Origin of the sequence: Nitrospira sp. (assembly GCA_030653545.1) — a bacterium.
In the GTDB taxonomy this organism is placed as follows: Bacteria; Nitrospirota; Nitrospiria; order Nitrospirales; family Nitrospiraceae; genus Nitrospira_D.
Map to the genome: position 1 here is coordinate 236,426 of JAURZE010000022.1, position 26,257 is coordinate 262,682.

A 26,257-nucleotide genomic window follows, 5' to 3' on the forward strand; every position below is an offset into this window, starting at 1 on the left:
GCTAGAGGTTGGAGACTGTGGTCGATTCAGCACATGGAAAGTACTTGGGCTACGCCTCTTGTGGATCTACCTTATGGGATCTGGCATGGTGACCTACAGTGAGGCAGCCGAGTGGTCGGTTGTCCCATCGCTTGGAGTCAAAGGCGTGTACAACGACAACTTGCTTCTCACTCCGCTGCCGCACGATGCGACCTATGGCTATTGGACCTCGCCGGCAGCCGAGTTTGCCGGCAAGACGGAGCGGCTGGAAGTGAGCGGCAAAGTGGCTGCGGATTTCGTCACATATTATGGAGGCGAGGAGACGACTTTCACGAATATTTTCCTGCCTCTCTCGATGCGCTATAAGACTGAAAAGGACCTTCTGGGATTTACCGGCGGCTTTAGCCGTGATAACACCTTGATGAGCGAACTTCTGGCTACCGGTGTTGTCGTGCGGTTTACTCAACGCAACCAATGGAATGCGAGTCCGACATGGGCCCACAGCTTAACGGAAAAGCTTTCGCTCCAATCTTCTTTTCAGTTTACGGACACCACGTACGAGAATGGTCTTCGTCTCGGACTTGTTAATTACCAACTTCTTGGCGGCTCCGGCGGGTTACTGTATCAATTGACCGAACAAGATCAGATTCAACTGACTGGAATTTACACGAGCTTTCATACCACTAATGCCTCGTCTGGCTTCCGCGCGACATTTCCTGGAGCGATGATGACTATAACTCATGCGTTCACGGAGTCTCTCACAGGAACCGCGTTCGGCGGACCGCGATTCATCAGTACCACGACTCAGGCAACGGGTGGCGACGTCAAGGCCCAGGAGACCGTCTGGGTCTATGGGGCAAGTCTCGCGAAGCAGTTCGAGAGCGGCTCTATCCAACTCAGCGCGGCTCGTGACATCATTCCCAGCGGGTTCGGCTTGCTGATCCAAACCGACCGGGTGACACTCTCCGGTTCCTACAAGGTTTCTGAGACCCTCCTGGCCTCGCTGGATGCCAACGGATATCTTGTCACTGGCGCGACGCAGAGATTATCGGGAGGCTCGTTTCCCGAGCAGCGGTATGCTTCTTTATCTCCAAAACTGGCCTGGAAGTTTCTCGAATGGTGGAGGCTCGAAGCCTCCTATACCTACGGCTGGCGAGATGTGGAAAACTTCCTTACCCCGGCGACATCCAACGCCGCGATGCTGATGTTGACCTATTATCCACCGAAGCTCGCGCTTTCAAACTGAGCGAACTGATTATGGGACCTCAATCTCACATGACCTCGACTGATTCCACACAAAGCCTTCAGGACTACGTTGCGATCTTTGCCCGGCGCAGGACGCTCATTCTGACGACGGGGGGAATTCTATTACTCCTCAGCCTCGCAGCCGCCTTCCTCTGGCCGCCGACCTACAAGTCCATGGCTACGATTCTCATTGAGGAACAGGAGATCCCGACCGACCTCGTTCGATCGACCATCACCAGTTATGCCGACCAGCGCATCGAGACCATCAAGCAGCAGGTCATGAGCCGCACAACGCTTTGGAAAGTCGTCGAGCAATTCAACCTCTATCCGGAACAGCGCGAGGCCAGCCCGGCCGAAGAAGTCGTCAAGCGCTTCATCAAGGATATCCAGGTGGAAGTGATCAGCGCCGACGTAGTCGACAAGCGCACTCAACATGCCACCAAGGCCACCATTGCCTTCACCGTCGCCTATCAGAGCAAGTCTCCAGACCTTGCGCAAAAGGTGGCGAACGAGCTGACGAGTTTGTTCCTTGGACAGAATCTCAAGAGCCGCGAACGGCAAGCCCAGGAGGCCACGTCGTTTCTCCAACAGGAAGCAGATAATCTCGCCAAACATATCGGTGAGATTGACGACAAGATTGCCGGCTTCAAACAACGGGCGCAAGGCGCTCTGCCGGAGCTGATGCAGCTCAATCAACAACTCATGAATCAATCCGACCGGGAATTGATGGATGTCGACCAGCAGATTCGCACGCTCGAGGAGCGCAAGAATTATCTGGAGGGCGAGCTGGCCACGATCAAGCCGAACAGCCCGATGATTTCTGCCAGCGGCGAACGCATTTTGGACTCAGCTGACCGCCTCCGGGCCCTCCGTGCGGAATATGCGGGAGCTTCCGGCAACCTGGCCCCTGATCATCCCGATATTGTGAAGATGAAGCAGGAAATTGAGGCTCTAGAGAAAGAGACCGGCCACCTTCCCGAGGTCGAGGAGGCCTCGAAACAACTCGTCGATGCCCGGGCCTCGCTCGCAACTATTTCGGAGAGACTGGGCAATGAACATCCGGACGTGGTGCAGGCCAGGCGGCGTATCGCGGCTCTTGAGCAGGAAGTACGGAAGCTGAGGGCTGTACCGCCTCGCAAGAACCCGATGCAGCGGCCGGAGAACCCTGCCTATATCAACCTCCAGGCACAACTGAACTCCGCCACGTCTTCGCTGGATGCGCTTCGCAAAACCAAAACCGATGTGAAGCAACGCCTCCAATCCTATGCGACGCGTTTGGAAAAGACTCCGGAACTTGAGCCGGAATATCTCGTCTTGATCCGGGACCGGGATACCTCAGGTCAAAAGTACCAGGACATCCGGTCCAGGCTTTTGGAAGCCAAGGTGTCGGAGGGCTTGGAAGTGCAGCGCAAGGGGGAGCGGTTCTCACTCATCGATCCGCCCAGCCTTCCGGAAAAGCCGGACAAACCGAACCGCCTTGCGATTGTGCTGCTCGGCTTCATCCTGGCCGTCGGGGGGGGACTCGGATCGGGCGCTGCGGCGGAATCGCTGGACCATTCTATCCGCACACCGGAACAGCTCGCGCAGCTGACTCACATGTTCCCGTTGGCCGTCGTGCCTTTCATGCCCAACGAGCAGGATCTCTCGAAGGCCGTCAAACGCCGGCGGCTTGTCAGGGGAGCCGGTGTCGGCGCATTGGCGATGATCCTGTTGCTGCTGCATGCGTTCGTCGTGCCGCTCGATGTGCTCTGGTTTGCAGCCCTTAGGCGATTTGGCATAGAGTAGATCTGAAATAATGTTGGATGTATGAGGCTAGAGGTTTGAGGCCGGAATAGGGTTGCTTTAGGCATGAGGTCGAAGGTTTGAGGAAGTGGCCTCTACCCTCTAACCATCAGCCTCCAACCTCTCGCATTCTAGGAGATCCCATGGACCGATTTCGCACTGCGGTACAACTTTATAAGGACCAACAGAGCGGGTCTTCCAATCAGACTCCCGGAGGACGATCCGGCGGGCCGCAGGCTGTGCCGCCCCCGATTGTCTATACCAGAACCAAATCGCTGGACGTCCCCCTTTCGGTCCTCCGCCAGCGGCGCGTCATGGCGGCTTACGACAAAGGCCCGTTCGTCGACGCCTTCAAGATCCTTCGCACGCAGGTGATGCATCGGCTCCGGGAAAAGGGCTGGAATGTGCTCGGGATCACGAGTCCCGGCGACGGCGAAGGCAAGACGCTCACAGCGGTGAATCTGGCCATCAGTCTGGCCATGGAATCCACGCAGACCGTCTTGCTGGTCGATGCCAACCTGCGCAATCCCAGCATCCATGACGTCTTCGGATTGAAGGACTGCGCCGGTCTGGCCGATTATCTTCTCGATGACGTGCCCGTCGAAAATCTACTGGTCCATCCCGGAATCGGCCGGTTCGTGCTGCTCCCGGGGGGGAGGGCGATCCAGAATTCGACGGAAATCCTGACCTCGCCGAAGATGCTGGCGCTGGTCGAGGAATTCAAACACCGCTATCCCTCGCGGATTGTGATCTTCGACTTGCCCCCGCTGTTGCAGACCGCCGACGTGCTGGCCTTTGCTCCCTATACCGATGCGCTGCTTCTGGTGGTGGAAGAAGGAAAGACCTCCGCGGAGGATGTGCAACGGGCATTCTCACTGGTGAAGGACTCGCGGCCGGTGCTTGGCACCGTCCTCAATAAGGCCGGACAACTGGCCGCTACACCGGCGACCATGAGAAAGCTCTTGGGGAACTAACGGGTTATGTACGAAACTTTTTACAATCTTCGCGCCAAACCCTTCGCGCTCCTTCCGGATAGCGACTTCCTCTATGCCGGCTCGGTGCATCGGGCTGCTTATGGCCTCTTGGAGTACGGCGTGCTCAGCCAGGCCCCGTTCATGGTCCTCACCGGCGACCCCGGCATGGGCAAAACCTCGCTGTTGCAAAAACTTATCGCCGAACACGGGCAGAAACATTCGATCGGGCTCATCACCAACGCGCGCTACGACATTGAACACCTCCTTCCCTGGATTCTGCTGTCCCTGGGATTGAGCACCAAACAGCTCGACCCGGTCGAGGCCTATCACGTTTTCACGCAATTCCTGGCTCAGGAGGCGAAACAACACCGCCGGGTCATCCTCATTGTCGATGAAGCGCAAAGTCTCGGCGTCGAGCTGCTCGAAGAACTTCGGCTGCTGTCCAATCTCAACGACGGCAAAATCCTAAAGCTGCAGATTATTCTGTCCGGCCAGCCGGACCTTCACGCGCTGCTCCAACGGATCGACATGACGCAGTTCGCCCAGCGCATCGTCGTCGACTATCATCTGGAACCGCTCACCGAAACGGAAACGGGGCATTGCATTCGCCACCGGTTGCGGGTCGCCGGCGGATCTCCCTCGCTTTTCACGAACAAGTCCTGCGCGCTCATTCATCGGCTGACGAAGGGCAATCCTCGCCTCATCAATCAAGTCTGCGAGATCGCACTGACCTATGGATTTGCCGAACAGGCGAGAGTGATCACGTCCAAGCTGGTCGCGCAGGCGGCGCTGGACCGGAGCAAAGGCGGCATTCTGCCGCTCGCGGGACGTGAGGAGCTGGCTATTCTGGCGGCCGCGCCCGAAGATACAACCGAGATCGATGCCGCCATCCCCCAACCCAAGGCCGCCCCCCAGACAGCGAACCTGCCTCGCACCGCCTCCAAAGAGCAGAATTCCGAGGCCCTGTACCAGGACGGGTTGCGCATGAAAAATGAGAACCGTCTTGAGGAGGCCATGGCCCTCTTCGAAGAGGCGAGCAAGAATCCCGCGTTGTGGCTGAAAGCGCACGCTCAAATCGGTATCTGCTGCCGGACCATGGGCAACACCCGCGCCGCCATCCAGGCCTTCCGCGTCGCCCTGAATGATTCCTCAGCCTCGCCCAAAGAAATCCTCGATGTGCAATACATGCTCGCTCGGTCACTCCAATCCTCCCACCAGAATAAGGAAGCGCTGACGGTCTATCGCCAACTCGCGCGCGTCCAGCCGGATTATCGCGATGTCGCCGGCCGGATCAAACAGTTGGCCGCTTCCACGGCCGGACGCACGAATGGAGGGACGAGATCCGGCACCTCCGATTCCTGGGTCAGCCAGGCTTTCGACAGCCTCCATCGCTTGATCGGCACGCATAGACCGTAGGAGGTTGGAGGCTGGAGGTGTGAGGTCCGAGGCCGGATAGAACTTCAGAATCTTCCTCCGTCTTAAATCAATTTCGGCCCCAGGCTGATTCTTCCTCCTAACCGCTTCTCGCCTCAAACCTCCAACTTTCACCCTCTAACAACGCTCTCCCGCTCAAGACTTTCTCCATTCCTGCCGATAGACATAGGACACGAGCACATCTATGAGCCTTGAAGTCATCCAAATCATCGAAGCCGATCAAGACCAGGCCCGGGCTGTCGACCAGGTTCTCCGCAAGGCCTCGTTTCGGACCAATATTGCCTTTGACGGACCGACCGGGATTCAGGATATCTGGAAGAACCGGCCCGCCTTAGTCGTGCTGGACCTCATGGTGCCGGGTATCGGCGGCAAAGACTTGTGCCGGCGGCTGCGCGAGGATCCGCAAACGAAATCGATGGGTATCATTCTCGTCACAGCCGTGACCTCGGAAGACTCGCGTGTGGCGGGGCTGGAAAGCGGAGCCGATGATATTCTGACGAAGCCCTACAGCCCTCGCGAGCTGGTTGCTCGGGTGCATGCCGTGCTGCGGCGCCTCGCCGCCAGCATGCCGGAAAATCTCGACGATCTCGATGATGATCTCGCGCTGAACGCCACCCAATACGTCGCCACCTTCCGGGGACGCCAGCTGGTCCTGACCAAGCCGGAATGGCAAAGCCTCCTGCGTTTGGCCAAGACCACGGGAAAGGTGGTGCCGCGAGAGGAACTCCGCAGTCTGTTGTGGGGCAACGATACCCTCTCCCACGACCGGGAGCTGGATCAACTCGTCGCTTCGCTCAATCAGAAACTTGCAACCCGAGACGGCGGCGCGCCCCTCATTGTCAAAGTCGCCGAAACCGGCTACCGGCTTCTCCGGAAAGCGCAGGCCCTACCTCTCAGCGCCTGATCGGCCACACACCACCCGCGCTCATTCGTTCACACTACTCCACAATTATGCTAGCGTACATCCTGCACCCAGGAGGTTCGTGCATGGATTGTCTGTTGATGCGGCATGGCATCGCTGTCGAAACGGCGGAATGGTCCGACCTTGACGAGACCCGTCCCTTGACCGATGAAGGCAAGAAGAAAGTCCGCCAGGTCGCCACAGGCCTCGCCGCAATGGGACTCGCGCCCACGCACCTCTTCACCAGCCCCCTCACCAGGGCCAGGGAAACCGCCGCGATCGTCCATGCCATGCTCTGTCCTTCCCTCACGATATCCTTGTGCAAGGCCTTGGAACCGGGATCCACGCCTCAATTCCTGGCGACCTTCCTTCGGACGCTTCCGGATCGCGCCGTCGTCCTCTGTGTCGGACACGAACCGCTGCTGGGCGCAATGGGCGGCTATCTGCTCAGCGGGAAGGCGTCACGGAATTATCCGATGAAGAAGGCCGGGGTTGGGTTGATTCATCTGCCCGGGCCGGCGCGAGCAGGGGAGGGGCTGCTCCATTGGTGGTGCACCCCGACACAGCTCCGCGCGCTGGGACACTTCAAGAAGGAGAAGGATAAAGATTGATCCGAACAGCGCGATCAGGCTGGCTGCGTTGTCGAACACCCCGGTCGAGAGGAACCACACCCCGTCATGATTTCTCGGCTTCCTGCGGCACTTCGCTAAACTGCACGCGCCGTCGAAAGACCCGCTCAAGCAGATCCGTCCGCTGCGAGGCCGACCAGATCTCCATCGCCGCATCACCGCTGACCGTGGCCACGATCGTCAACAAGGTCTGACCGATCTTCACATCCACCGTCTGCACGGCAGAGAAATGCGTCCGATCCAACGCATCGGCCACCCGCAGAAGGGCCGACAGGATCCGGACCGTCCGTTTGAGCTTCACGGACAAGTCGGCATAGCCCTCGTGCTTGGCTGCCGGCATGGACCGGCGGTGATAGCGCGCAATGTTGGCCACGACTTCGATTTCTTCCGCCGTCAATCCGCCGATGTCGCTGTTCTTGATCAGATAGTAGGCATGTTTATGATGCTGCCTCGGATTGATCAGATAGCCGATATCATGCAGCACCGCGGCATACTCCAGCCAACTGCGCTCCACGTCACCCAGCTGGTGCAAGCGCTTCGTTTGATCGAACAGCTTCAGCGCCAGACCGGCCACGTGCAGGGAATGCACCTCGGGGACTTGGCAACGTCGCGCCAATCCGATCACATTGCGCCGCCGGACATCCGGAATCTCGCGCTCCGCCTTCAGCCCGTCGCGATACCGGTCGATGAAATCGTAGATCACCCCTTCACGAATGGCCTTATCGCAGATCGTCATCTCGTCGGCACCGGATAATTCCAACAGACGACGCAACACCACCACCGCGGGAAACAGCGTATCCACCCGCTTCGGATCGAGCCCGGGAATGCCCAGTCGCGCTTTGACGGATGTCTTGCCGAGTTCGGCCTCGACCAGGCGCACATCTTTCAGCCGCACCTTCGCCAGGTTAAGCTGCGGCAACGGACGGCCGGTCTGCTTCAGATGAACAATCTCGGCCAGATTGCCGGCCATGCCGGACGTGGCGACCACGGCCTCAAACTGTTTCACCTTGAACGTATCGAGCGCAGCCTTCAAGGCCAGCGAGACCGCCTCGTTCAACTGCTCGACCATGGCCTCGCTGGGCGGGGTCTTACTCACATATTGATCGGACAAGCGAATCGCGCCGAGCCTCAGGCTCTTGGCATGCTGCAACCCATCGCGCGTCCCGACGATGAGCTCGACCGATCCCCCGCCCACATCCACCACCAGCGTCGGCTTGTCGGACAACGCCATGCTGTGACGGACGCCGAGAAAGATCAGCCGGGCTTCCTCGATTCCGCTGATCACGCGGATTTTGATGCCGGTCTGCTCTTCGACTAAATCGACGAAATCCCCGCCGTTTTTCGCCTCACGCACGGCGCTGGTCGCCACGGCGGCAATTCGCTCAAACCCCTTGTTCCTCGCCAAGGTCACCAGCGTCTTCAAGACGCCGACCCCGCGGCCGATGGCTTCGTCGGAAAGTCGCTTCGCGGCGAAGGCCCCATTGCCGAGCCTGGTCATGTCTTTGAATCGGTCCAGAATCTTGTAACTGGCGTCGGGCAGGATTTCAGCCAGCACCATATGAATGGAGTTGGTTCCGATGTCGATGACGGCGAGTTTGGCCATGAAAGAACCCCTGGGGACATGAACGGCAGCGGCGGACTACTCGACAGGACTCCCTGCACCATCACATAACGTCGGGGGATATGGATGGAACAGAGGGAATGGCCGAGCCACGATCCTGTGCCAGACTACTCTTTCACCACGAAGTGAACGCTGCGATTTTTCTGCCAGCATTCCTGCTGATGCTCAAAACAGAGCGGACGATCTTTGCCGTAACTGGTCGTGCGCAAGTCGATGTCGAGCCCCAACTGCTTGAGATAGGAACGCACCGCCTTCGCCCGACGCTCACCCAGGACCAAGTTGTAGGCAGAGGTCCCCATTTCATCCCCGCGCCCTTCGAGGAGAACCCGCTTGGTCCCCTCGTCGGCCAGTCTTTTGGCGTTGGCATCCAAAATCGGCAAGGCATCGATCCGGAGCGTGGCGCGATCGAAATCGAAGAGCACATCCGAAAGAATACTTCGTTCGGCGCCGGTCGCATTTCTGGCGGACAGCTCGGCGCGCATGCCGGGACTCGTGCGCGTGACCGGAGTGCCCGGCTCGCGCGGAGTGCGCTCGCGGATGGCCGGTTCGGGAATCCGCTCTTCACTGGCAATCAATTCATCGCCTGTCCCGTAGACAGACTTGGTGGCGCACCCCGATGCGCCGATGGTCAGCAACAGTGCAAGGCAGCCCGGTATGAGTCGATGTAATGGCGTGTACATAAGATCGCCTCCTTCCATTCGTATTCTTCCGCACGCTGTTCAGAAAACCCGTCCGGCAAGGCCGCAGCAAGCGCAGAGACGAGGCGCTTCGGCAAAGGCAGGGAACGCCGGTGGCGGACTTTCTCAACAGCCTGTAGGGAGATTACCCCAACTCTTTAGGAAAGGCGATAGTCTTGGCGATCTCATAGGCCGTTCGCACCGACTCCAGCGCGGGCCAATGCAGTACCGCTACTGAGTCTTCGACATAGGCCGGCGTCCGCATGCCGTTCAGCACGCTCGTGACGCCTGGCGTGCTGGTCAACACCCAGAGCGCTTTTCGAGAGAGGGATTCGGATCGCCGCCCCTGCGGAAGCGCCGCATCAAGCGCGGTCGCCACCGCCGCGGTCCGTCGAAGACTCCGCTCCGTGGCTTCGCGCCGCAATCCCCGCAGCAATGTCAGCAATTCAGGCACATACCGGTCACGCCAGGCCTCCCATTGCTCCGCCGCCGTACCGGACATCGTCCGCGACAAGGCTTGCAACACCTGATTGACGTGTGGCGCAATCATCTGGTGTTCGATCTGTTCCCAATGTTCCAATCCTTGCAGCTGAGGCCTGACGCGGTCCAACTCGTGCGCCCAGTTGAAAAATTCCGCCGGGGCTGTGCCCTGGCCGCTCTGCGGAACCGACGGCGCGATCGTGCGGCGGTACTCCTCCTCCAATGCGGCCACGCGCTCCCGTTGCCGGGCAAAATCCACCGGGTGATCCTCCAGGGGGAAGTCGGCAAGACGAAGGATCCCTCCGCCTTGGCTGGGCATCGCGTTGAGCGGACGATTCACCAGCACGGCAACCCCTTCCTGCCGGGCCAGATCGAGCACCGTCTGGACGCCGCCGGCTCCGGTATTCGCCGTCAGCAGCGCACCGGACTCGAAAAGATTCATCGGACACTGCAACCAGCGGAAATGATGGGCCGACTGATTCACCTCGCGCGCTGCGGCACTCGCCGCATCGAGCATCCGGCTCAGCGAGGTGGCTTCGGGATGATCGGCAGACGCGGTCACCGTATTCGACGAGACCCCGTAGTATTGCAGCCGGCCGGCCGCGACTTGCGTTTCGAAATACACGAACGCGCGTTGCAGCCGGTCATAGAAGGCCTCGCGCACGGCCACCACATCGCGTTCCTTCCGATGTGCGGCTTCCGACAAAAAGTATTCCGGATTGTGCAGCAAACACACATCGAGCGTCGTAAGCCCCAATCGATCAAGCGACAGCGCGAGTTGATCGGCCAGGAATTCCGGGTGGAGGCAGTGCCAAATCCCGTCTCCGTACTTGACCATGTCAGGGTAGGGGCGGCCGGATTTCTCCCGGGCCTCCGCAACCTTCAGATTCTGGCTCTGGACGTAGCCGATTTTGGAGACGACCACGACCTGTTCCCGCGCCAGTTGCCCCGCTTTCACGAGCTCGGACAACACCCCACCCACGAGACGTTCGCTGTCCCCCTCCATATAATTGGTCGACGTGTCGATGAGATTGCAGCCCGCCGCCACGGCCTCCTTGAAGGCCTGCCGATGCTCAGGAGTTTTGGTATCGACCCGGTATGTGCCAAACCCCAGCCGGGACACCGTGAGCCCGGTCGATCCCCCGGCCGTGTATCCATGGGCGAGAGAACCGGACGGGGACAGCCCTACCATGTTTGCCGCATAGGCCGCCGTGCCTTGCACCGTCGCATGACCGGAGAGCTGCGCGCCGCGCAGCAACGTCTCTGTTCGATCGGCGGCTGTGCCGGCCCCAGACCGATGGACGCGGAGCGCCTCGGCTACGGCTTGCGGATCAGTGACGGGGCTCTGACAGCTGAAGTTTCGACAGATATACAGAGCAGGCTGCCCGGCCACGACCGACTTTCCTCGCAGTAAGGGGAGCACGGAGCCCGCGTTCGACTCGGTCCACGCGATGATCCGATTGGGGAGATAGACATCCGCCACCGCTCGATAGAGTGCCCGCGCAGCGGCTGGCTGACTATCGCCGACGAAGGCTAGTTCCACCGGACCTTCGGTCAGGAAATCGACCACCGCCAGACTTTTCGCAAAGGCGCGGGGATAACGCGTGATCTGTCTCCCGTAGGCCCGGATCGCGCCGACCGCCGCATCTCGCCAATCCTGCCGGTCGAAATGGCACGACAACCGTGCCAAGGCCGACGCCGCCACGGCATTCCCGCTGGGTGTCGCCCCGTCGGCACCTTCACGGCTGCGAAGAATGAGCGCCTCGTGGTGTTTCGCCGTGGTGAACAATCCCCCGTTTTCGCCATCGATAAAATCGGACAGGAGCCGATCAGCCAATCCTGCAGCTGCCCGCAGGTAACTCTCGGAAGCCCCGGCCTCGTAGAGATCGATCAGTCCTTCGGCCAGATAGGCGTAATCTTCCAAATATGCTTCGAGATGAGCCCGGCCTGCGCGCGACGTCCGCAGAAGCCTTCCATCGGATTGCACATGCGTCTTCAGGAGAAAGTCAGCCGTTTGCATCGCCGCGTCGCGATAACGCGTGTCGCCGAACACCCGGGCCGCTTCCGCCATCGCCGACAACATCATGCCGTTCCATGCCGTCAGAATTTTATCGTCGAGGCCGGGAGGCACGCGTTGCAGGCGCGCGCGATAGAGGAGGGGGGTTACCCGGGCAGCGGTCTCCGACAATTCGTCGCTGGTCAGATTGAGTTCCTTCGCGACCTCGGACACAGGCCGCAGGCGATTCGGAATACTGGCATGCTCCCAATTGCCTTTCTCCGTAATGTCGTAGAGCGCGCAATATCGCCGGGCGTCTTCCGGATTCCCCGCTGCGGCTTGCACCTCAGCCGGTTGCCACACGAAGAATTTCCCTTCGACACCTTCGGAGTCCGCATCGGTCGCGGAATAGAACCCGCCGGTCGGCCCGGTCATTTCTCTCAGCACATAGTCCAACACCTCGCAGGCCACGCGCCGATAGTCCGGGTTCTTGGTGACCTGGTAGGCTTCGACATAGACGCGGGCCAACAGCGCATTGTCGTAGAGCATCTTTTCAAAATGGGGCACGAGCCAGCGTGCATCGGTGGAATAGCGGGCAAATCCGCCGCCGATGTGGTCATAGATGCCCCCTGCCGCCATCATATCGAGCGTCTTCGTCACCATCGCCAACGTATGCGCGTCGCCGGTTCGCCGATAACACCGCAGCAACAACGACAGGCCGGCCGCCGGAGGGAACTTCGGGGCTCCGCCGAACCCGCCATAGGTCTTATCGAAATCTTCTGTGAATTGCGTGACGGCGTCATCCAACACGGATGCACTCACAGAAATCGGGGAGGGGATCCGGCCTTCGCCCTTTAACCGCTCCGTCATGTCTTTCGCTTGCGTCCTCACACCCGCCGCATCCTTCTCCCAGTAGTCGGCGATCTTCTTCAGCAACGTGCCGAACCCGGGCCGGCCCCAGCGGTCTTCCGGAGGGAAATAGGTGCCGGCAAAAAATGGCTCTTGATCCGGCGTGAGAAATACGGTCATCGGCCAGCCGCCCTGACCGTTGTTCATGGCCACCGTCGCCGCCATGTAGATCTCGTCGAGATCCGGCCGTTCCTCCCGGTCCACTTTGATACAGATAAAGTAGCGATTCATGACGGCGGCAATCGCCTCGTTTTCAAACGACTCCCGCTCCATCACATGGCACCAGTGGCAGGCCGAGTAGCCGATCGACAAGAGGATCGGTTTGTTCAATGACTTGGCGGCGGTCAGCGCCTCCGGGCCCCAGGGATACCAATCCACCGGGTTGGAGGCATGCTGCAGAAGATAGGGACTCGTCTCGGTATGCAGGCGATTCGGCCGGCGATCAGATGTGGATGACATGATTGCACCGTAGCATCGCCGGTTGAGGAGGGTCAACGTCGCGGGAAAGAAAAAAGGCCTACGACCATGAAGATCGTAGGCCTTTTGACATATTCAGTCGGAGGCACACATGGACGACACCTCAATGGTGTCTGTCGATCAGTGACCGCCCTTCTTCTCTTCCTTCTTCTTCTCTTCGCCGAACACCACGTGGCCGCCCTTCTTCTCTTCTTTCTTCTTCTCTTCGCCGAACACGACGACGTGGCCGCCCTTCTTCTCTTCCTTCTTCTTCTCTTCGCCGGCGAAGGAAGGCGCGCTGAACGTCACTGCGATTGCGACTGCCATGACTGCCATCAACATGCTCTTCATAACTGTTCACCCCCTGAAAGGTTAGTAGGTTTGGAATAAATGCCTGTCACGAGCAGGCAAATTTCGTGCACGGTATTCCAAAGATATGGAGAAAGTCAACTCCTTCGGTCAAAAAATGAGCGCGTCACCCCCGGTCCACTGCCGGCCGAATGAGCCTTGCTCTCCGAGGTCCAACAATAGATATGATAGGCTATCCAATGAGATTTCACGGAGGTGCCTCGATGGCTGAAATCGGCCCCTATTCCAACTATCGGCTCACCGTCAGACTGGAACTGGCCAATACACCCGGTATTTTCGCCCGCGTGGCCGCCTTGCTGGCCGATGAAGGGGCCAATCTCGGCGCCGTCGATATCGTCTCGGCGACCAAAACCCAGATGGTCCGAGATGTCACCTTCGATGTCCACAATGAAGCCCATGGCGAAAAGGTGTTGGCCCGGCTGAGCGCCCTGCCTGATGTGACCGTGCTGTCGGCCTCCGACCGGATATTTCTCCTCCACCTCGGCGGCAAGATTCGCGTCGAAGGGAAAATCCCGATCAACACCAGAAACGTCCTCTCGATGGTCTACACCCCGGGGGTCGGGCGAGTCTCCCAGGCCATTGCACGGGATAAATCCAAGGTCTATGCGTTCACGAGCAAAAGTAATAGCGTCGCGGTCGTGACGGATGGGTCTGCCGTGTTGGGACTCGGGAACCTCGGCCCCGAAGCGGCCTTGCCTGTGATGGAAGGCAAAGTGATGCTGTTCAAGGAACTGGCCGGGATCGACGCCTGGCCGCTGTGCCTGAATACGCAGGATCCGGACGAGATCGTCCGCATTGTCCAAGGCATTGCGCCGGGATTCGGCGCGATCAATCTGGAAGACATCGGTGCGCCCCGCTGCTTTGACATCGAGCGCCGTTTGAAGGCAGCGCTCGATATTCCGGTGATGCACGACGATCAGCATGGCACGGCGGTCGTGATTCTCGCCGCCCTGACCAACGCGCTGCTCGTCACAGGAAAACGGATCGAAGAGATCCGCGTCGTCGTCAACGGCCTGGGCGCCGCCGGCACGGCCTGCTGCCGGATGTTATTGGCGGCCGGCGTCTCGCATCTGCTGGGGTGCGACAAAGAAGGCATTATCCTGTCCGGCAACCCGGAAGAACTCCGTGCCTGTCGGACCGACCTGGCGACCTGCCTGACCCGTGAAGCACCGACGGGAACGCTGCGCGATGCGCTGAAAGGCGCCGACGTCTTTATCGGGCTCTCGGTCGGCAATATTCTGACCGCCGAAGACCTTGAGCTGATGGCTGCTGATCGTATCGTCTTTGCCATGGCGAACCCGGATCCGGAAGTATCGCCGGAACTCGCCGCCTCCCATTGCCGGATCTTTGCCACGGGGCGATCCGATTTCCCCAATCAGATCAATAACGCGCTGGCCTTCCCCGGCCTCTTCCGCGGGGCACTCGACGTTCAAGCCAGCCAGATCAATGAGGCCATGAAACTGGCCGCCGCCAAGGCGATTGCCGACGTGATTCCAAAAAGCGCGCTCAGCGAGGACTACATCATTCCCAGCCTCTTCGATAAAACCGTCGTCCCCCAGGTCGCCCGGGCTGTGGCAGCCGCCGCACGCGACAGCGGCGTGGCGCGCAGACGAGCCCAGGGAACGACTGACTCCTTCACCAAATAGGCCGTACTCTCGCTTCTCCTCTTCAGCGCACAGAGACACGGTCGCGAACCGGAAGGACCCTCTACTGGCCGGGAATCACACTGTGCTACAATGCCGCGGCCGGTAGACCGGCGGACCATGCCCTTTACACAAAGCAAATTCATCAAGTTTCAGCAGGGGATGCGCCAGCGGATCGATTCGCTGCGTCTCAAGACCGAAACCAGCCTCGAACTCGCCGTCGATACGATGATGGAATCGCGCGTCGATAGTTTCTTCCGGGTCGAACAAGGGCTGGAAGAAGTCATCAGATCGTTGATTGAAATCGACGATGAGCTCGGCGTCGTCCGCGATCTCTCCGGCGCCATGCGCCTTGAATCTCGTCTCGAATTTGTCGAAGACCGCTGGGATGAGTTCGACAGTGAGATTCGAGAACGGCCGCGGCGGCGGCGCAAGAAGGTCAGCCTCGCCGACATGCTGAAAGCGGCCAGCGGGAGCGGGGATCTTTCCCAAGGCGGCACCGGCGTCAACAACGCAATGGACGCCTATGCAATCATGGGCGTCGAGTTCGGCAGTTCCCTCGCGGATGTCACCGCCGCATTCAGACAGAAAGCGAAGCAGCTCCATCCCGATTCGAACCACGGCGATCGAAGTTCCGAGCCGGCATTACGCCGAATGCTGGAGGCCTATCAGTTCCTGAAGGAATATCTGAGCTTGAGCAACGTCGAACCGATGCCCCAAGCCGATCACCCCTATCGTCCGACCGAGTAGGAGAGAACATCTACGTGGACTCACAACAATATATTACGACCGCAGACGGGCTTGAACGTTTGTGCGATCACCTGGCCACCGCCTCGCGCCTGGCCCTCGACACGGAATTTGTGGGAGAGGAAAGTTTTGTCCCGCGCCTTGAACTGATTCAGGTGGCCACCGAAAGCCAATCCGCCATCATCGACTTTCCGGCGATCCAGCAATCTTCGGCACTTCAACCGTTCTGGGACATCGTTCGCAATCCGGACGTGGAGAAAATCGTCCATGCCGGCCGGCAGGACCTCGATCTCTTTGCCACCCACGCAGGCACGATTCCCAAGCCGTTTTTCGACACTCAAATCGCCGCCGCCATGGTGGGGTACGGCGCGCAAGTCGCCTATGCCAACCTGGTCTTGCGCGTCCACGGGAGAAAGCTCGCGAAGGCCCACACCTTCACCAATTGGAGTGCGCGGCCGCTGTCGCCCGATCAACTGGCCTATGCCCTGGAGGATGTGGAATTCCTGCTGGCCATTCACGACCATCTGCGCACGCGCCTCGACAAACTCGGGCGAAGCGAATGGGCGAACGAAGAATTTTCCAGACTGGAAACGGTCGTCGGCGATACACGCCGCGAGCCGCAAGAGCGTTACCAGCGTATCCGCGGTTGGGATAGCTTGAAACCGAAGTCTGCCGCCGTCTTGCGAGAACTGGCCGCCTGGCGCGAGAGCGAAGCCAAACGCCGCAATGTGCCCCGCGGCCGCGTCATGCGAGACGAAGTCCTCCTGCAGCTCGCCCGTCATCCGCCACGATCGGTCGATGAATTGCGTGCCGTACGCGGGCTCCATGGGTCGGAAGCAGACCGGCACGGCGAGACGATCCTGAAAACGATTCACGCTGCCAACGCGCTTCCCGCTTCCGCCTGGCCGGAGGTCCCCAAGGACCGCAAGCCTGAACCGGAATCGACCGGATTGGTGGAGTTACTTCAAGCCGTGATGAAGGCCCAATCCGCCGATCAGGAAATCGCCCCCACCTTGCTCGCGACGACTGCCGATATCCAGACGCTGGTCGACGCGCGGGCTCAGGGCACCACGCCTGATCTTCCTCTGTTGCGAGGCTGGCGGAGAACCCTGCTGGGAAATCTGTTGCTCCAAGTGTTGAACGGGGAGGTCGCCGTAAAAATCGACTCGACCTCGGGAAGGCTCACCTGGTCTTAGGCTGAACGCCTCAGACCTGCCGCGGCGTCCAATTCAGAACAGCCTGATGGCTGTCCCCAGCTGAGAAAGAGGATGACGGCGTCCCGCCAATTCTTGTACTCCTAAAACCTCAGAAGTACGGACGTTTTTCAGGGTACCTCACCCATACATCGGCCTCCGCTGGTACGATTCTCGCTCACTCCTGTTCGGGTTCATGCTGTGAGAACACCCGAATGGCCACCTCAACGTTCAAACGGTCCTGGCAATGGCTCGCTCCCGGAGGACTCGTTCTGCTCTTAGCCATCGGCTTTCTTCGGCCGCACGGCCTCCCGGCATGGGCCCAGGGACCGATCTCTGCATTTCCCGTCATCGTGCTGGGATTCGGCATCGTCTTCGGCTGGTATCTCTCCAGCAGCCGCCTGATCCTGTCCCTCTTGGTCCTCGTCTGCCTCGACCGTGGAATCTTCTGGTTTCCGCCAACCGATGCGAGCCCCGGAGCGCCGGGCCCGGTCCTATTTGCCGTCGCCACATTCCTGACACCGGTGAACTTGCTCGCGCTCTCGCTGGTTAAAGAAGGCAGTGTCTCGAGCTGGAGAGGACTCGTGAGCCTGCGCCTCATTTTGTGTCAGCCCCTGCTTGTCTTGTGGCTCTGTCTGTCCGGGGAAACGAATCTAACCGGCCTGCTGACCACTCCGTTCCAACTTCCGCTCCTACCTCTCTCGACCTCCGAATGGACACCGCTGTCACAACCGGCGATGCTGGCATTCGCCAGTGCCCTGTTGTTATTGACCGTCAAGTTCCTGCTCTATCACGACCCGCTCGACGGCGGAGCGGGCTGGGCGATCTTGACGACATTGCTCGCCGCTCACGGCATCCAGTATGGGTGGAACCCTACAAATTTCTTCGCTGCCGCCGGCCTGACGCTCTTCCTCTCCCTCGTGCATGCGTCCCACCAACGGACCTATCGCGATGACCTGACCGGCGCCCTTGGCCGCCTGGCCTACGACGAAGCTGCAGCGAGACTGGGAGGGAAATACGTGGTGGCCATCGTCGGGGTGGATCAACTCACACAGTATCGGAACCAGTACGGGAAAACCGTCTCGGAACAAGTGCTGCGCCTGGTGGCCCCGAAGATCATGGCAGCGGCAGGGAGTGGAAAAGTTTTTCGGCTTACCGGCGACGAATTTACCGTGGTGTTCTATTCCAGGACGGCGATGGACACCCTCGCCGCGCTTGAACAGATTCGCAAAGCCGTTGCACAGACGACGCTGCGGCTTCACAAACAGACGCGCGTCTGGGAAGGCAGCCGCTCGTCCAGATCCGGATCGGCGGACATCGAGCTTCCCGTCACGCTCAGTATTGGCGTCGCAGAACCGACAGCCCCGCACCTCTCACACACCGTGGTGACAAAAGCCGCCTATCGCGCGCTCTACGAGGCGAAAGGGGAGGGGGGCAACATGCTCAGACGCGGGACCATTCAGATGACTTCGGCTCACACCGCTCCAAGCCAGACCGGCCGCATCGTCGCCTATAGTGAATTCGAGCCTTGACCCTCACAGGAGGGTTTTCACCGTCTCCGCCGGTCTGGCCAGAACCGCCCGGTCATCTTTGACCACAAGAGGACGCTGGATCAGGTCCGGATGCTTGACCATCAAATCCAGCAACGTGTCATCAGACAACTGCTTCTTAGCCAGGCCCAGTTCCTTGTAGATATCCTCTTTCGTCCTGAGCACGTCTTTCGGAGAAAGCCCGGCCTGTTTCAAAATCTTCTTCAACTGAGCTTTCGTAAACGTCTGCTCATAGTAATTCACCGCCGTGAACGGCGTCCCGCTGTCCTTCAACAGCTGGACTGCTTGTCGGCACGTGGTACATGTCGGCTTATGATAAATCGTGATGTCGGCCATTTTCGCTCCTCATGAAGAAACCTGCCTTGACGCCATTTTTTCTGCTATGGTAGACCATTCCGAGTTGTTACACGTTCACTGCACCACACCATACTATGCCACTCGTCGGAACAAGTTCTTCTGGTCAATTCTCCTGCACCGCGAGCACTGTGCACACACTTCGTGAGCTCCGCACCAAGCGCAAGGGTCAGCCGGTTTTCGTCTTAGGCCACCTGCTGGACAGAAAAGGCCAGGAAGCCACCTTCGAGGTCTTCAATGACCGGATCGCTCTGGTCAAATTCCCGGATGGCGCCGTCATCGGCTACGATCCGCTGGAACTTCTCCTGCCGACGGAAATCGATGACAAGGGTGTGGCCTACTTTGAAATTCGCCCCTGTGTCCAATGCGGCATTCTCTTTCCGCTGACGATTACCGAGCGAGACGCTGAAACCGAACCCACCGAGTGCCTGGGCTGCCGGACCTAAACCAGACTAACAGTTGCCCCCGCAGGCTGTTCAGAAAGGCCGCTCTTCTCACCCACCCAACCCCAGCGCGCCAAGACGCGCTATTCCGCAAGCAAGGCCGCAGCAAGCGATAAGGCGAGGAGGTACATACCAAGCTTCGCTTGACCCGCTCGCTTCGATCACATGCGAGCGGATAGGCCCTTCGCCTCAAGTCGACTCTTGTATACGTTGAGCCTTTGAGTGAAGCGAGAACGCCGCTGGTGGACTTTATCAACAACCTGCTAATCGACCAATGGCGCGATCTCTAACGCCTTTTTGAGCAAACAGTCGCCGGCAAACCCCTGCAGGACCATCGGCAACATACTCCCGTCGACCACCCGAACCGAGGTCACTCGAAAGCCTTCGCCGGACCGCTGACCTTCAAGTCGCATCGCATGACAGATTTCAAGCTTCTTCCAAATCAGATTGCCGACGATGGCTTCTGAGGCCAGCAGTTTGGTGTCGGTGACGGTCCCATCGATCGCAATCTTTGCCGAGATTCTCGACTTGTCTCTGGGCGCTTCGCTCACCACCGCATAGGCCAGCTGATCCTCCTGAGCCTGCACGCTCCCGACGCCCGTCACGATCACTCCCATGAGCACCACCGCCGCGATGACCACAGTCTGTGTCATGCAAGGCCTCCTATTCCGACCGGTTGGGCGATAGATCCGCCCCTTTCCCCGGACGGGGATCGATAGGATGCAGAATGCTGGCGCCGATCACCTCATTTTCTTGACGGGGATCGCCATGATTCAGAGTACTGGTGCCGATCACCTTCTGCGGAACCAACGGCGATGGGGGAGCCACAACCGCACGATCCCGCATGCGCCAAAACACAATCGCCGCAGGCACCAGGACCAACAAACCTAAAATCAACATCACGCGAAACACAAACGCACCTCATTCCTCCTGCGCAACACACAGCTCAACGACAGTATGCCAATCGGCATTTCCCAATTCAAGAATGGCCACCCTCGGATAGTCCGGTCATGATACGATAATTTGAGGTGAGGGATCGGATTCAACAGGGAGATCGACTATGCCGCACGATTTCATGCCCGGCCTGGACGGCGTACCGGCTGCGACCTCTTCCGTCAGCGACGTAGACGGCCACCGCGGAATACTCGAATACCGCGGCATCAGAGTCGAAACACTCTGTTCCCAGTCATCTTTCCTCGAAACTTCGTATCTGCTTCTCTTCGGCCGCCTGCCGACGCAAACAGAACTCGCTCGCTGGACCAGCGACATCACCCATCACCGCCGCATCAAGTTTCGTATCAACGACCTCTTGAAGTGCCTGCCTGAAACCGGACATCCGATGGATGCGCTGCAAGCCGCGGTCGCCGCGCTCGGCATGTTCTATCCGGGCCGGCAGGTCAAAGACGCGGAAAACAACTATTGGTCGGCAGTACGGCTCATCGCCAAACTTCCGACGATCGTTGCAGCCTGGGCCAGACTCCGGCACGGCAACGACCCGATCCCCCCACAAGACGAACTCGAGTTCTCTGAGAACTTTCTGTACATGCTGACGGACCGCGCGCCGCATCCGCTCTGGAAAGACATCTTTGATGACTGTCTCATCCTCCACGCCGAACATACGATGAACGCGTCGACCTTTACAGGGCTCGTCACGGCTTCGACGCTCGCCGATCCTTATACCGTCGTTGCCTCCTCGATCGGCGCCTTGAAGGGCCCGCTCCATGGCGGAGCGAACGAAGAAGTGATCCACATGCTCCGCGAGATCGGCAGCCCCGAAGGCGCGCAGGTCTACGTGAAGCAGAAGCTGGCCGGCAAGCAAAAGCTCATGGGATTCGGCCATCGTGTCTACAAAGTAAAAGATCCTCGCGCCACGATTCTTCAAGGACTCTGCGAACGGCTCTTTAGAGAAGGCGGGCCGTCGCCCCTCTATGCCGTGGCACAGGAGGTCGAACGAACGGCGGGAGAGGTCCTGCAGGGGAAAGGCATTTACCCCAATGTCGATTTCTATTCCGGCATCCTCTACGACCAGATGAGCATCGACACGGATCTGTTCACGCCGCTCTTTGCCATGGCCCGCGTGTCAGGGTGGCTGGCCCACTGGCTGGAACAGCTGCGGGAGAACAAGCTCTTCCGCCCGGACCAGATTTACTCGGGGGAACACAATCGCCCCTATACCCCCTTGACCCAACGCTAATCGAGCCTCTTCGCGCGTCCCCCCTTGACTCCCTGCGCATCGCGATTATCTGTGTAGTTGTAAGCAGAACAGACGCGGCGCCGGCGTCAGGCACGACGAACACAACACATAATCCGTATGGAGGTATGCCATGACCGCACTGATGCGTTGGGATCCGTTTCGCGAACTCGAAGAGATGTCAGATCGACTGAATCGGATGGTGGCCCGTCCTGCAACCAAAGCCAACGGAAAGGAAGCGTTGACCGTGGCGGACTGGATGCCGACCGTCGATATCAGCGAAACTGCCGGGGAATACGTGATCCAGGCAGAGTTGCCTGAGGTGAAGAAAGACGACGTGAAAGTCACGCTGGAAGAAGGTGTCCTGACTATTCAAGGGCAACGCCGTCAGGAAAAGGATGAGAAGACCACGAAGTATCACCGGATCGAACGGTCCTATGGAACATTCGTCCGGAGCTTCTCACTGCCGGACCAAGTGAACGAGAGCGGGGTGAAAGCCGAATTCAAAGACGGGGTGTTGAATCTGCATATCCCGAAATCGGAAAAGGCTAAGCCGCGGGCCATCGAAGTGAAAGTCGCATAACCCTTCCTGGTATCCGTACCGAGATGAAAGGCCCGCTCAGGCGGGCCTTTCTTTTTCCACCAGCCGGCATCATTCTCTTTCCCTCATACTCTTGAGCTTCTTAGCCGCAACCGTTTAAGATGCGCGCTCCCTTACCCACACGATTGCCTAGCGAGGAGATACGCGCATGAAGAAGTCATCAGGAACACAGCCCGCAAACACCCGCATTGAACGCGACACGATGGGCGAATTGGCCGTCCCCTCGGATGCCTACTACGGCGTGCAAACCGCGCGCGCCATCGAGAATTTCCCGATCAGCTCCCTCCGCATGCCGCGGTCGGTGATCCGGGCCATGGGGCTGATCAAGCGCGCCGCTGCCAGTGTCAATCAATCGCTGGGTCTCCTGGACAAGAAACCCGCGGACGCGATCAAGGCGGCGGCCACCGAAGTGGTCGAGGGGAAACTCGACGCCGAATTTCCGGTCGACATTTTCCAAACCGGATCCGGCACCTCCACCAACATGAATACCAACGAAGTGATTTCGAACCGGGCCACCGAGCTTCTCGGCGGCGCACGCGGGAGCAAATTGGTCCACCCGAACGATCACGTCAATTTGGGGCAATCGAGCAACGACGTGATTCCCACGGCGATTCACATCGCCGCAGGGGAGTTGATGCAGCAACAGCTCATTCCAGCCCTGACCCGTTTGCAGAAAGCCCTCGACCGGAAAGCCAAAGAGTTCGACAAGATCGTCAAGATCGGCCGCACCCATTTGCAAGATGCCACACCGGTGCGACTGGGGCAGGAGTTCGGCGGCTATGCGCGCCAGATTGAGCTTGGCATTCAGCGCGTAAAGCGCGCACAAGATGCCCTCAGCGAAGTCGCTCTCGGCGGCACTGCGGTGGGTACCGGGCTGAACTGTCATCCGAAATTTTCCTCGAAAGTCATGGCCATCATTTCCAAAGAAACCGGCTGCGCCTTCACAGAAGCCAAGAATCATTTCGAAGCCCAGTCGGCTCAGGATTCGTTGGTTGAAGCCAGCGGGGAGTTGCGGACAGTGGCCGTGAGCCTGATGAAGATCGCCAATGATGTGCGCTGGCTCGGCTCAGGCCCGCGCTGCGGGTTGGGAGAAATCAATCTGCCGGAGACGCAACCGGGCTCGTCGATTATGCCGGGAAAAGTGAATCCCGTGATTGCCGAATCCGTGACGATGGTCTGCGCCCAGGTCATCGGCAACGATGTCACCGTCACGATCGGCGGACAGGCGGCCAACTTCGAATTGATCGTCATGCTGCCGGTCATGGCCTACAATCTCCTGCAATCGATCGAGCTGCTCGCCTCCGTCTCCAATAACTTTGCCGTTAAATGTATCGACGGCATCAAAGCCAATGAAGAGCGCTGCAAGAGTCTGATCGAGGAAAGCCTGGCGATGTGTACGGCGCTCGCGCCGGAAATCGGTTACGAGGCGGCCGCCAAGCTGGCCAAAGATGCCTATAAGTCCGGCAAGACCGTACGTGAAGTCGCGAAGGAGCAGAAAGTGCTCTCCGACAAACGCCTCACCGAATTGCTCGATCCCTGGCGCATGACCATGCCTGGCGGCCCGGTAGGGAGTGCGGGGGGATAAGGGCGGACGGTCAACCATCCTGTCGGTGCTGTGGCATCACGCGAGAATCGCCAGCTGAGAATCGGGGAACGATTGTGACGACGCAACGGAGCATGACTTGGCCATAGTCTGGTCGGCGACGATCTTCCTGAGCGCCTTCTTACTGTTTCTCGTCCAGCCCATGATGGCAAAGATGATCCTCCCGATGTTGGGGGGGACCCCGGCGGTCTGGAATGCCTGCATGTTGTTCTTTCAAACCTCGCTCTTGGCGGGGTACGGGTATGTCCATCTCCTGAATTCATGGGTCGCGCCTCGTCGCCAGGTATTCGTCCATCTGCTCTTGCTGGCTGTTCCGCTGTTCCTCCTGCCCATCGGCATCCCAGCCTCATGGACGTTTCCCGACCAGACCAACCCTGTGCTCTGGGTGCTCCTTCTCTTGACCGTGTCGATCGGCCTACCCTTCTTCATGCTCTCCACGACGGCCCCGCTCTTACAGAAGTGGTTTTCTTGGACCCCTCATCCGTCTGCTCGAGATCCCTATTTCTTGTATGCCGCAAGTAATGCGGGCAGCATGGTGGCATTACTGGGCTATCCGTTCGCGATCGAACCCTGGGTTCCCCTCAGAGGCACACAAGGATTGTCGCAGACGATGCTCTGGAGCATCGGGTATGGAGTCCTTGTCGCCCTTCTTGGAACATGCGCGTGGCTCCTCAGGCGCGAACACGCGCACGGAGCGGCGACAACGCCCCCCAGGTCGACGGCTCAGACAACTGCGCCGCTCTCGCCGCTTCCCATGCTCATTCGCCTACGCTGGATCCTCCTGGCCTTCATTCCCTCGAGCCTGTTGCTGGGGGCCACGACCCACCTCACGCTCAATGTCGCAGCCATTCCATTGCTGTGGGTCATCCCCCTCGCGCTGTATCTGCTGAGTTTTATTCTCGTGTTCGCGAAATGGTCTCCGGCCAATCACCGAGCCATGGTCATCACCTTACCGGTTGTACTGCTGCTCCTGATATTCAACGCCATCCCCTTTGCCCCATCGCTTCCATATCCCGTTCAATTCCTGCTCCCTCTCGTGGGGTTGGGTCTGGTGGCGATGGTCTGTCATGGCGAACTAGCCAGAACGAGGCCCGCGACAGACCGGCTGACGATCTTCTATTTACTCATGTCCATTGGCGGGGCGCTCGGAGGCCTCTTCAATGCCCTGATTGCGCCGGTTGTGTTCAGCGACATTTATGAATACGACATCATCCTCGTGCTCGCCGCCTGTGTGCTGCCACGTCTAGAAGGCGCCGATCCGCTGTGGCTGTCGCACTGGATCTCTTCCCGGTGGGACGCACGCGTGCGGAACGCGGGAGATCTGCCGTGGATGGCAGGAGTGGGACTGATCACCGCGCTCTGTGCGGCCCTCAGCTATTCGTTGGATGAACCGCCGCTCATCCTGGACGCCGCCCTCGCCGGTATTCCGTTGCTGCTGTGTTATGCCTGTATCCGGAAACCGCTTCACTTGGGATTGGCGCTCGGCGCGGTGCTCGTTACCGCCAACGTCATCAGTAACGCGTTCGACGATCCAGTCCTGTACCGGACACGCTCATTCTTCGGCGTGCTCACGGTCAAAGCGGATGGAGATGTGCATCGGCTGAAGCACGGCACTATCAACCACGGCATGCAGCGGATGCAGCCGGAGATGCGACGAGAATCGGTGAGCTACTTTCATCCCGCCGGACCCTACGGACAAGTGTTTGCCGCGTTCAGCGGGACCGAATCCAAGAAGCGTATTGCCGTCACGGGCCTCGGCATCGCGGCATTGGCCAACTATGCCGAGCAGGGGCAATCGCTGACATTTTACGAAATCGATCCGGCAGTGGTAGAGATTGCGCAAACTCCCAGGTTGTTTACGTATTACGACGACGCCGTCCGCCGCGGGGTCGATCTGCGGGTCGTTGTAGGTGACGCCCGGCTGAAAATGCTGGAAGCTCCGGACGGCGCCTACGACATGGTCATCCTGGACGCATTTACCTCGGATGCGATCCCGGTTCATCTCCTCACCCGCGAAGCGATGGAGATGTATCTGCGGAAATTGGCTCCCAACGGTTTATTGGTCATTCACATCTCCAATCGGTATCTGGCGCTCGAGCCGGTATTGGGGAATCTCGGACACGTCCTTCATTTATTTGGATTGAAACAGTTCGGCACGTCGGATGACACGGTCCTGCAATATGCGGCGGACATCGTGGTCATGGCAAAAGAGAAAGAAGCCTTCGGCGCCCTGGGCAAGGATCCACGGTGGACACCTCTGCAACAATCCTCATCGGTCGGCCTCTGGTCCGATGATTTCTCGAACGTCGTACGCGCCATTCGATGGAGCAAATAGCGCATATCTCCTGGAGTGGCTATCCCGCGAGACGGCCCGGAAGATGAAATGCTCCAAAACTTTGACACCCCAAAAGTCTCTATGCTAATGTCCGCGAAACTGTTGGGGTTCTAGTCACTTTCTATTCACTTCTTTAGGGAATACC

The 26,257-nt window shown here is 59.1% G+C and carries 22 protein-coding genes; 15 read left to right on the forward strand and 7 right to left on the reverse strand.

Translation table 11 applies throughout. From position 1 onward, the window contains the following. Positions 1-85: 85 nt before the first annotated feature. From Q7U39_07905 to sixA, 6 genes are all read left to right on the forward strand, one after another. Complete coding sequence (locus Q7U39_07905) at positions 86-1,225, forward strand: hypothetical protein (GenBank protein ID MDO9117865.1); 1,140 nt, start codon at positions 86-88, stop codon at positions 1,223-1,225. 11 nt (positions 1,226-1,236) lie between these two features. Further along, entirely contained in the window at positions 1,237-3,009 is a 1,773-nt protein-coding gene (locus Q7U39_07910; protein ID MDO9117866.1) for a hypothetical protein, read from the forward strand. 140 nt (positions 3,010-3,149) lie between these two features. After that, complete coding sequence (locus Q7U39_07915; protein MDO9117867.1) at positions 3,150-3,980, forward strand: CpsD/CapB family tyrosine-protein kinase; 831 nt, start codon at positions 3,150-3,152, stop codon at positions 3,978-3,980. Between the two features lie 6 nt (positions 3,981-3,986). Then, the gene (locus tag Q7U39_07920) at positions 3,987-5,396 is read left to right on the forward strand and encodes an AAA family ATPase (GenBank protein MDO9117868.1); all 1,410 of its coding nucleotides are present in this window, start codon (positions 3,987-3,989) and stop codon (positions 5,394-5,396) included. 202 nt (positions 5,397-5,598) lie between these two features. Further along, entirely contained in the window at positions 5,599-6,318 is a 720-nt protein-coding gene (locus Q7U39_07925; protein MDO9117869.1) for a response regulator transcription factor, read from the forward strand. Positions 6,319-6,401: 83 nt separating this feature from the next. After that, on the forward strand, positions 6,402-6,926 hold the full coding sequence (sixA, locus tag Q7U39_07930; GenBank protein MDO9117870.1) for a phosphohistidine phosphatase SixA: 525 nt from the start codon (positions 6,402-6,404) through the stop codon (positions 6,924-6,926). A 64-nt stretch (positions 6,927-6,990) separates the two neighbouring features. Here the strand turns inward: sixA and Q7U39_07935 are convergent, their stop codons facing one another. The 4 genes from Q7U39_07935 to Q7U39_07950 all read right to left on the reverse strand — a co-directional run bounded on the left by Q7U39_07935 (position 6,991) and on the right by Q7U39_07950 (position 13,434). Beyond that, entirely contained in the window at positions 6,991-8,547 is a 1,557-nt protein-coding gene (locus Q7U39_07935) for a Ppx/GppA phosphatase family protein (protein ID MDO9117871.1), read from the reverse strand. Between the two features lie 125 nt (positions 8,548-8,672). Then, positions 8,673-9,245, reverse strand: coding sequence for an OmpA family protein (locus Q7U39_07940; GenBank protein MDO9117872.1), 573 nt, complete (start codon positions 9,243-9,245; stop codon positions 8,673-8,675). Positions 9,246-9,387: 142 nt separating this feature from the next. Continuing rightward, positions 9,388-13,086: an aldo/keto reductase gene (locus Q7U39_07945; GenBank protein ID MDO9117873.1), complete on the reverse strand. Its 3,699-nt coding sequence runs from the start codon at positions 13,084-13,086 to the stop codon at positions 9,388-9,390. 138 nt (positions 13,087-13,224) lie between these two features. Next, positions 13,225-13,434: a hypothetical protein gene (locus Q7U39_07950; protein ID MDO9117874.1), complete on the reverse strand. Its 210-nt coding sequence runs from the start codon at positions 13,432-13,434 to the stop codon at positions 13,225-13,227. Between the two features lie 221 nt (positions 13,435-13,655). On the opposite strand from Q7U39_07950, the gene Q7U39_07955 reads away from it, so the two are divergent. The 4 genes from Q7U39_07955 (at position 13,656) to Q7U39_07970 (ending at position 18,567) form a co-directional block, all read left to right on the forward strand. Beyond that, the gene (locus Q7U39_07955; protein MDO9117875.1) at positions 13,656-15,098 is read left to right on the forward strand and encodes an NAD-dependent malic enzyme; all 1,443 of its coding nucleotides are present in this window, start codon (positions 13,656-13,658) and stop codon (positions 15,096-15,098) included. Between the two features lie 90 nt (positions 15,099-15,188). Then, entirely contained in the window at positions 15,189-15,845 is a 657-nt protein-coding gene (locus tag Q7U39_07960; protein MDO9117876.1) for a J domain-containing protein, read from the forward strand. A gap of 14 nt (positions 15,846-15,859) precedes the next feature. Then, the gene (gene rnd, locus Q7U39_07965) at positions 15,860-17,038 is read left to right on the forward strand and encodes a ribonuclease D (GenBank protein MDO9117877.1); all 1,179 of its coding nucleotides are present in this window, start codon (positions 15,860-15,862) and stop codon (positions 17,036-17,038) included. Positions 17,039-17,250: 212 nt separating this feature from the next. Beyond that, entirely contained in the window at positions 17,251-18,567 is a 1,317-nt protein-coding gene (locus Q7U39_07970) for a GGDEF domain-containing protein (protein MDO9117878.1), read from the forward strand. A gap of 3 nt (positions 18,568-18,570) precedes the next feature. On the opposite strand, the gene arsC is transcribed toward Q7U39_07970, so the two are convergent. Then, the gene (arsC, locus tag Q7U39_07975) at positions 18,571-18,921 is read right to left on the reverse strand and encodes an arsenate reductase (glutaredoxin) (GenBank protein MDO9117879.1); all 351 of its coding nucleotides are present in this window, start codon (positions 18,919-18,921) and stop codon (positions 18,571-18,573) included. A 149-nt stretch (positions 18,922-19,070) separates the two neighbouring features. On the opposite strand from arsC, the gene Q7U39_07980 reads away from it, so the two are divergent. Next, positions 19,071-19,385: a hypothetical protein gene (locus tag Q7U39_07980; protein ID MDO9117880.1), complete on the forward strand. Its 315-nt coding sequence runs from the start codon at positions 19,071-19,073 to the stop codon at positions 19,383-19,385. A gap of 260 nt (positions 19,386-19,645) precedes the next feature. Here Q7U39_07980 and Q7U39_07985 read toward each other — a convergent pair whose 3' ends face one another. Continuing rightward, positions 19,646-20,035: a hypothetical protein gene (locus tag Q7U39_07985; protein MDO9117881.1), complete on the reverse strand. Its 390-nt coding sequence runs from the start codon at positions 20,033-20,035 to the stop codon at positions 19,646-19,648. A gap of 10 nt (positions 20,036-20,045) precedes the next feature. Beyond that, entirely contained in the window at positions 20,046-20,294 is a 249-nt protein-coding gene (locus Q7U39_07990) for a hypothetical protein (protein ID MDO9117882.1), read from the reverse strand. 148 nt (positions 20,295-20,442) lie between these two features. On the opposite strand from Q7U39_07990, the gene Q7U39_07995 reads away from it, so the two are divergent. From Q7U39_07995 to Q7U39_08010, 4 genes are all read left to right on the forward strand, one after another. Further along, positions 20,443-21,576 (forward strand): citrate synthase, encoded by a 1,134-nt coding sequence (locus Q7U39_07995; protein ID MDO9117883.1) that lies wholly within the window; start codon positions 20,443-20,445, stop codon positions 21,574-21,576. Between the two features lie 130 nt (positions 21,577-21,706). Beyond that, positions 21,707-22,156 (forward strand): Hsp20/alpha crystallin family protein, encoded by a 450-nt coding sequence (locus tag Q7U39_08000; protein MDO9117884.1) that lies wholly within the window; start codon positions 21,707-21,709, stop codon positions 22,154-22,156. 166 nt (positions 22,157-22,322) lie between these two features. Next, a complete protein-coding gene (locus Q7U39_08005) occupies positions 22,323-23,759 on the forward strand; it encodes a class II fumarate hydratase (protein ID MDO9117885.1) in 1,437 nt (478 codons plus the stop codon). A gap of 97 nt (positions 23,760-23,856) precedes the next feature. Next, positions 23,857-26,112 carry a fused MFS/spermidine synthase gene (locus Q7U39_08010; protein MDO9117886.1) on the forward strand — a complete coding sequence of 752 codons (2,256 nt, stop codon included), beginning with the start codon at positions 23,857-23,859 and terminating at the stop codon, positions 26,110-26,112. Positions 26,113-26,257 lie beyond the last annotated feature (145 nt).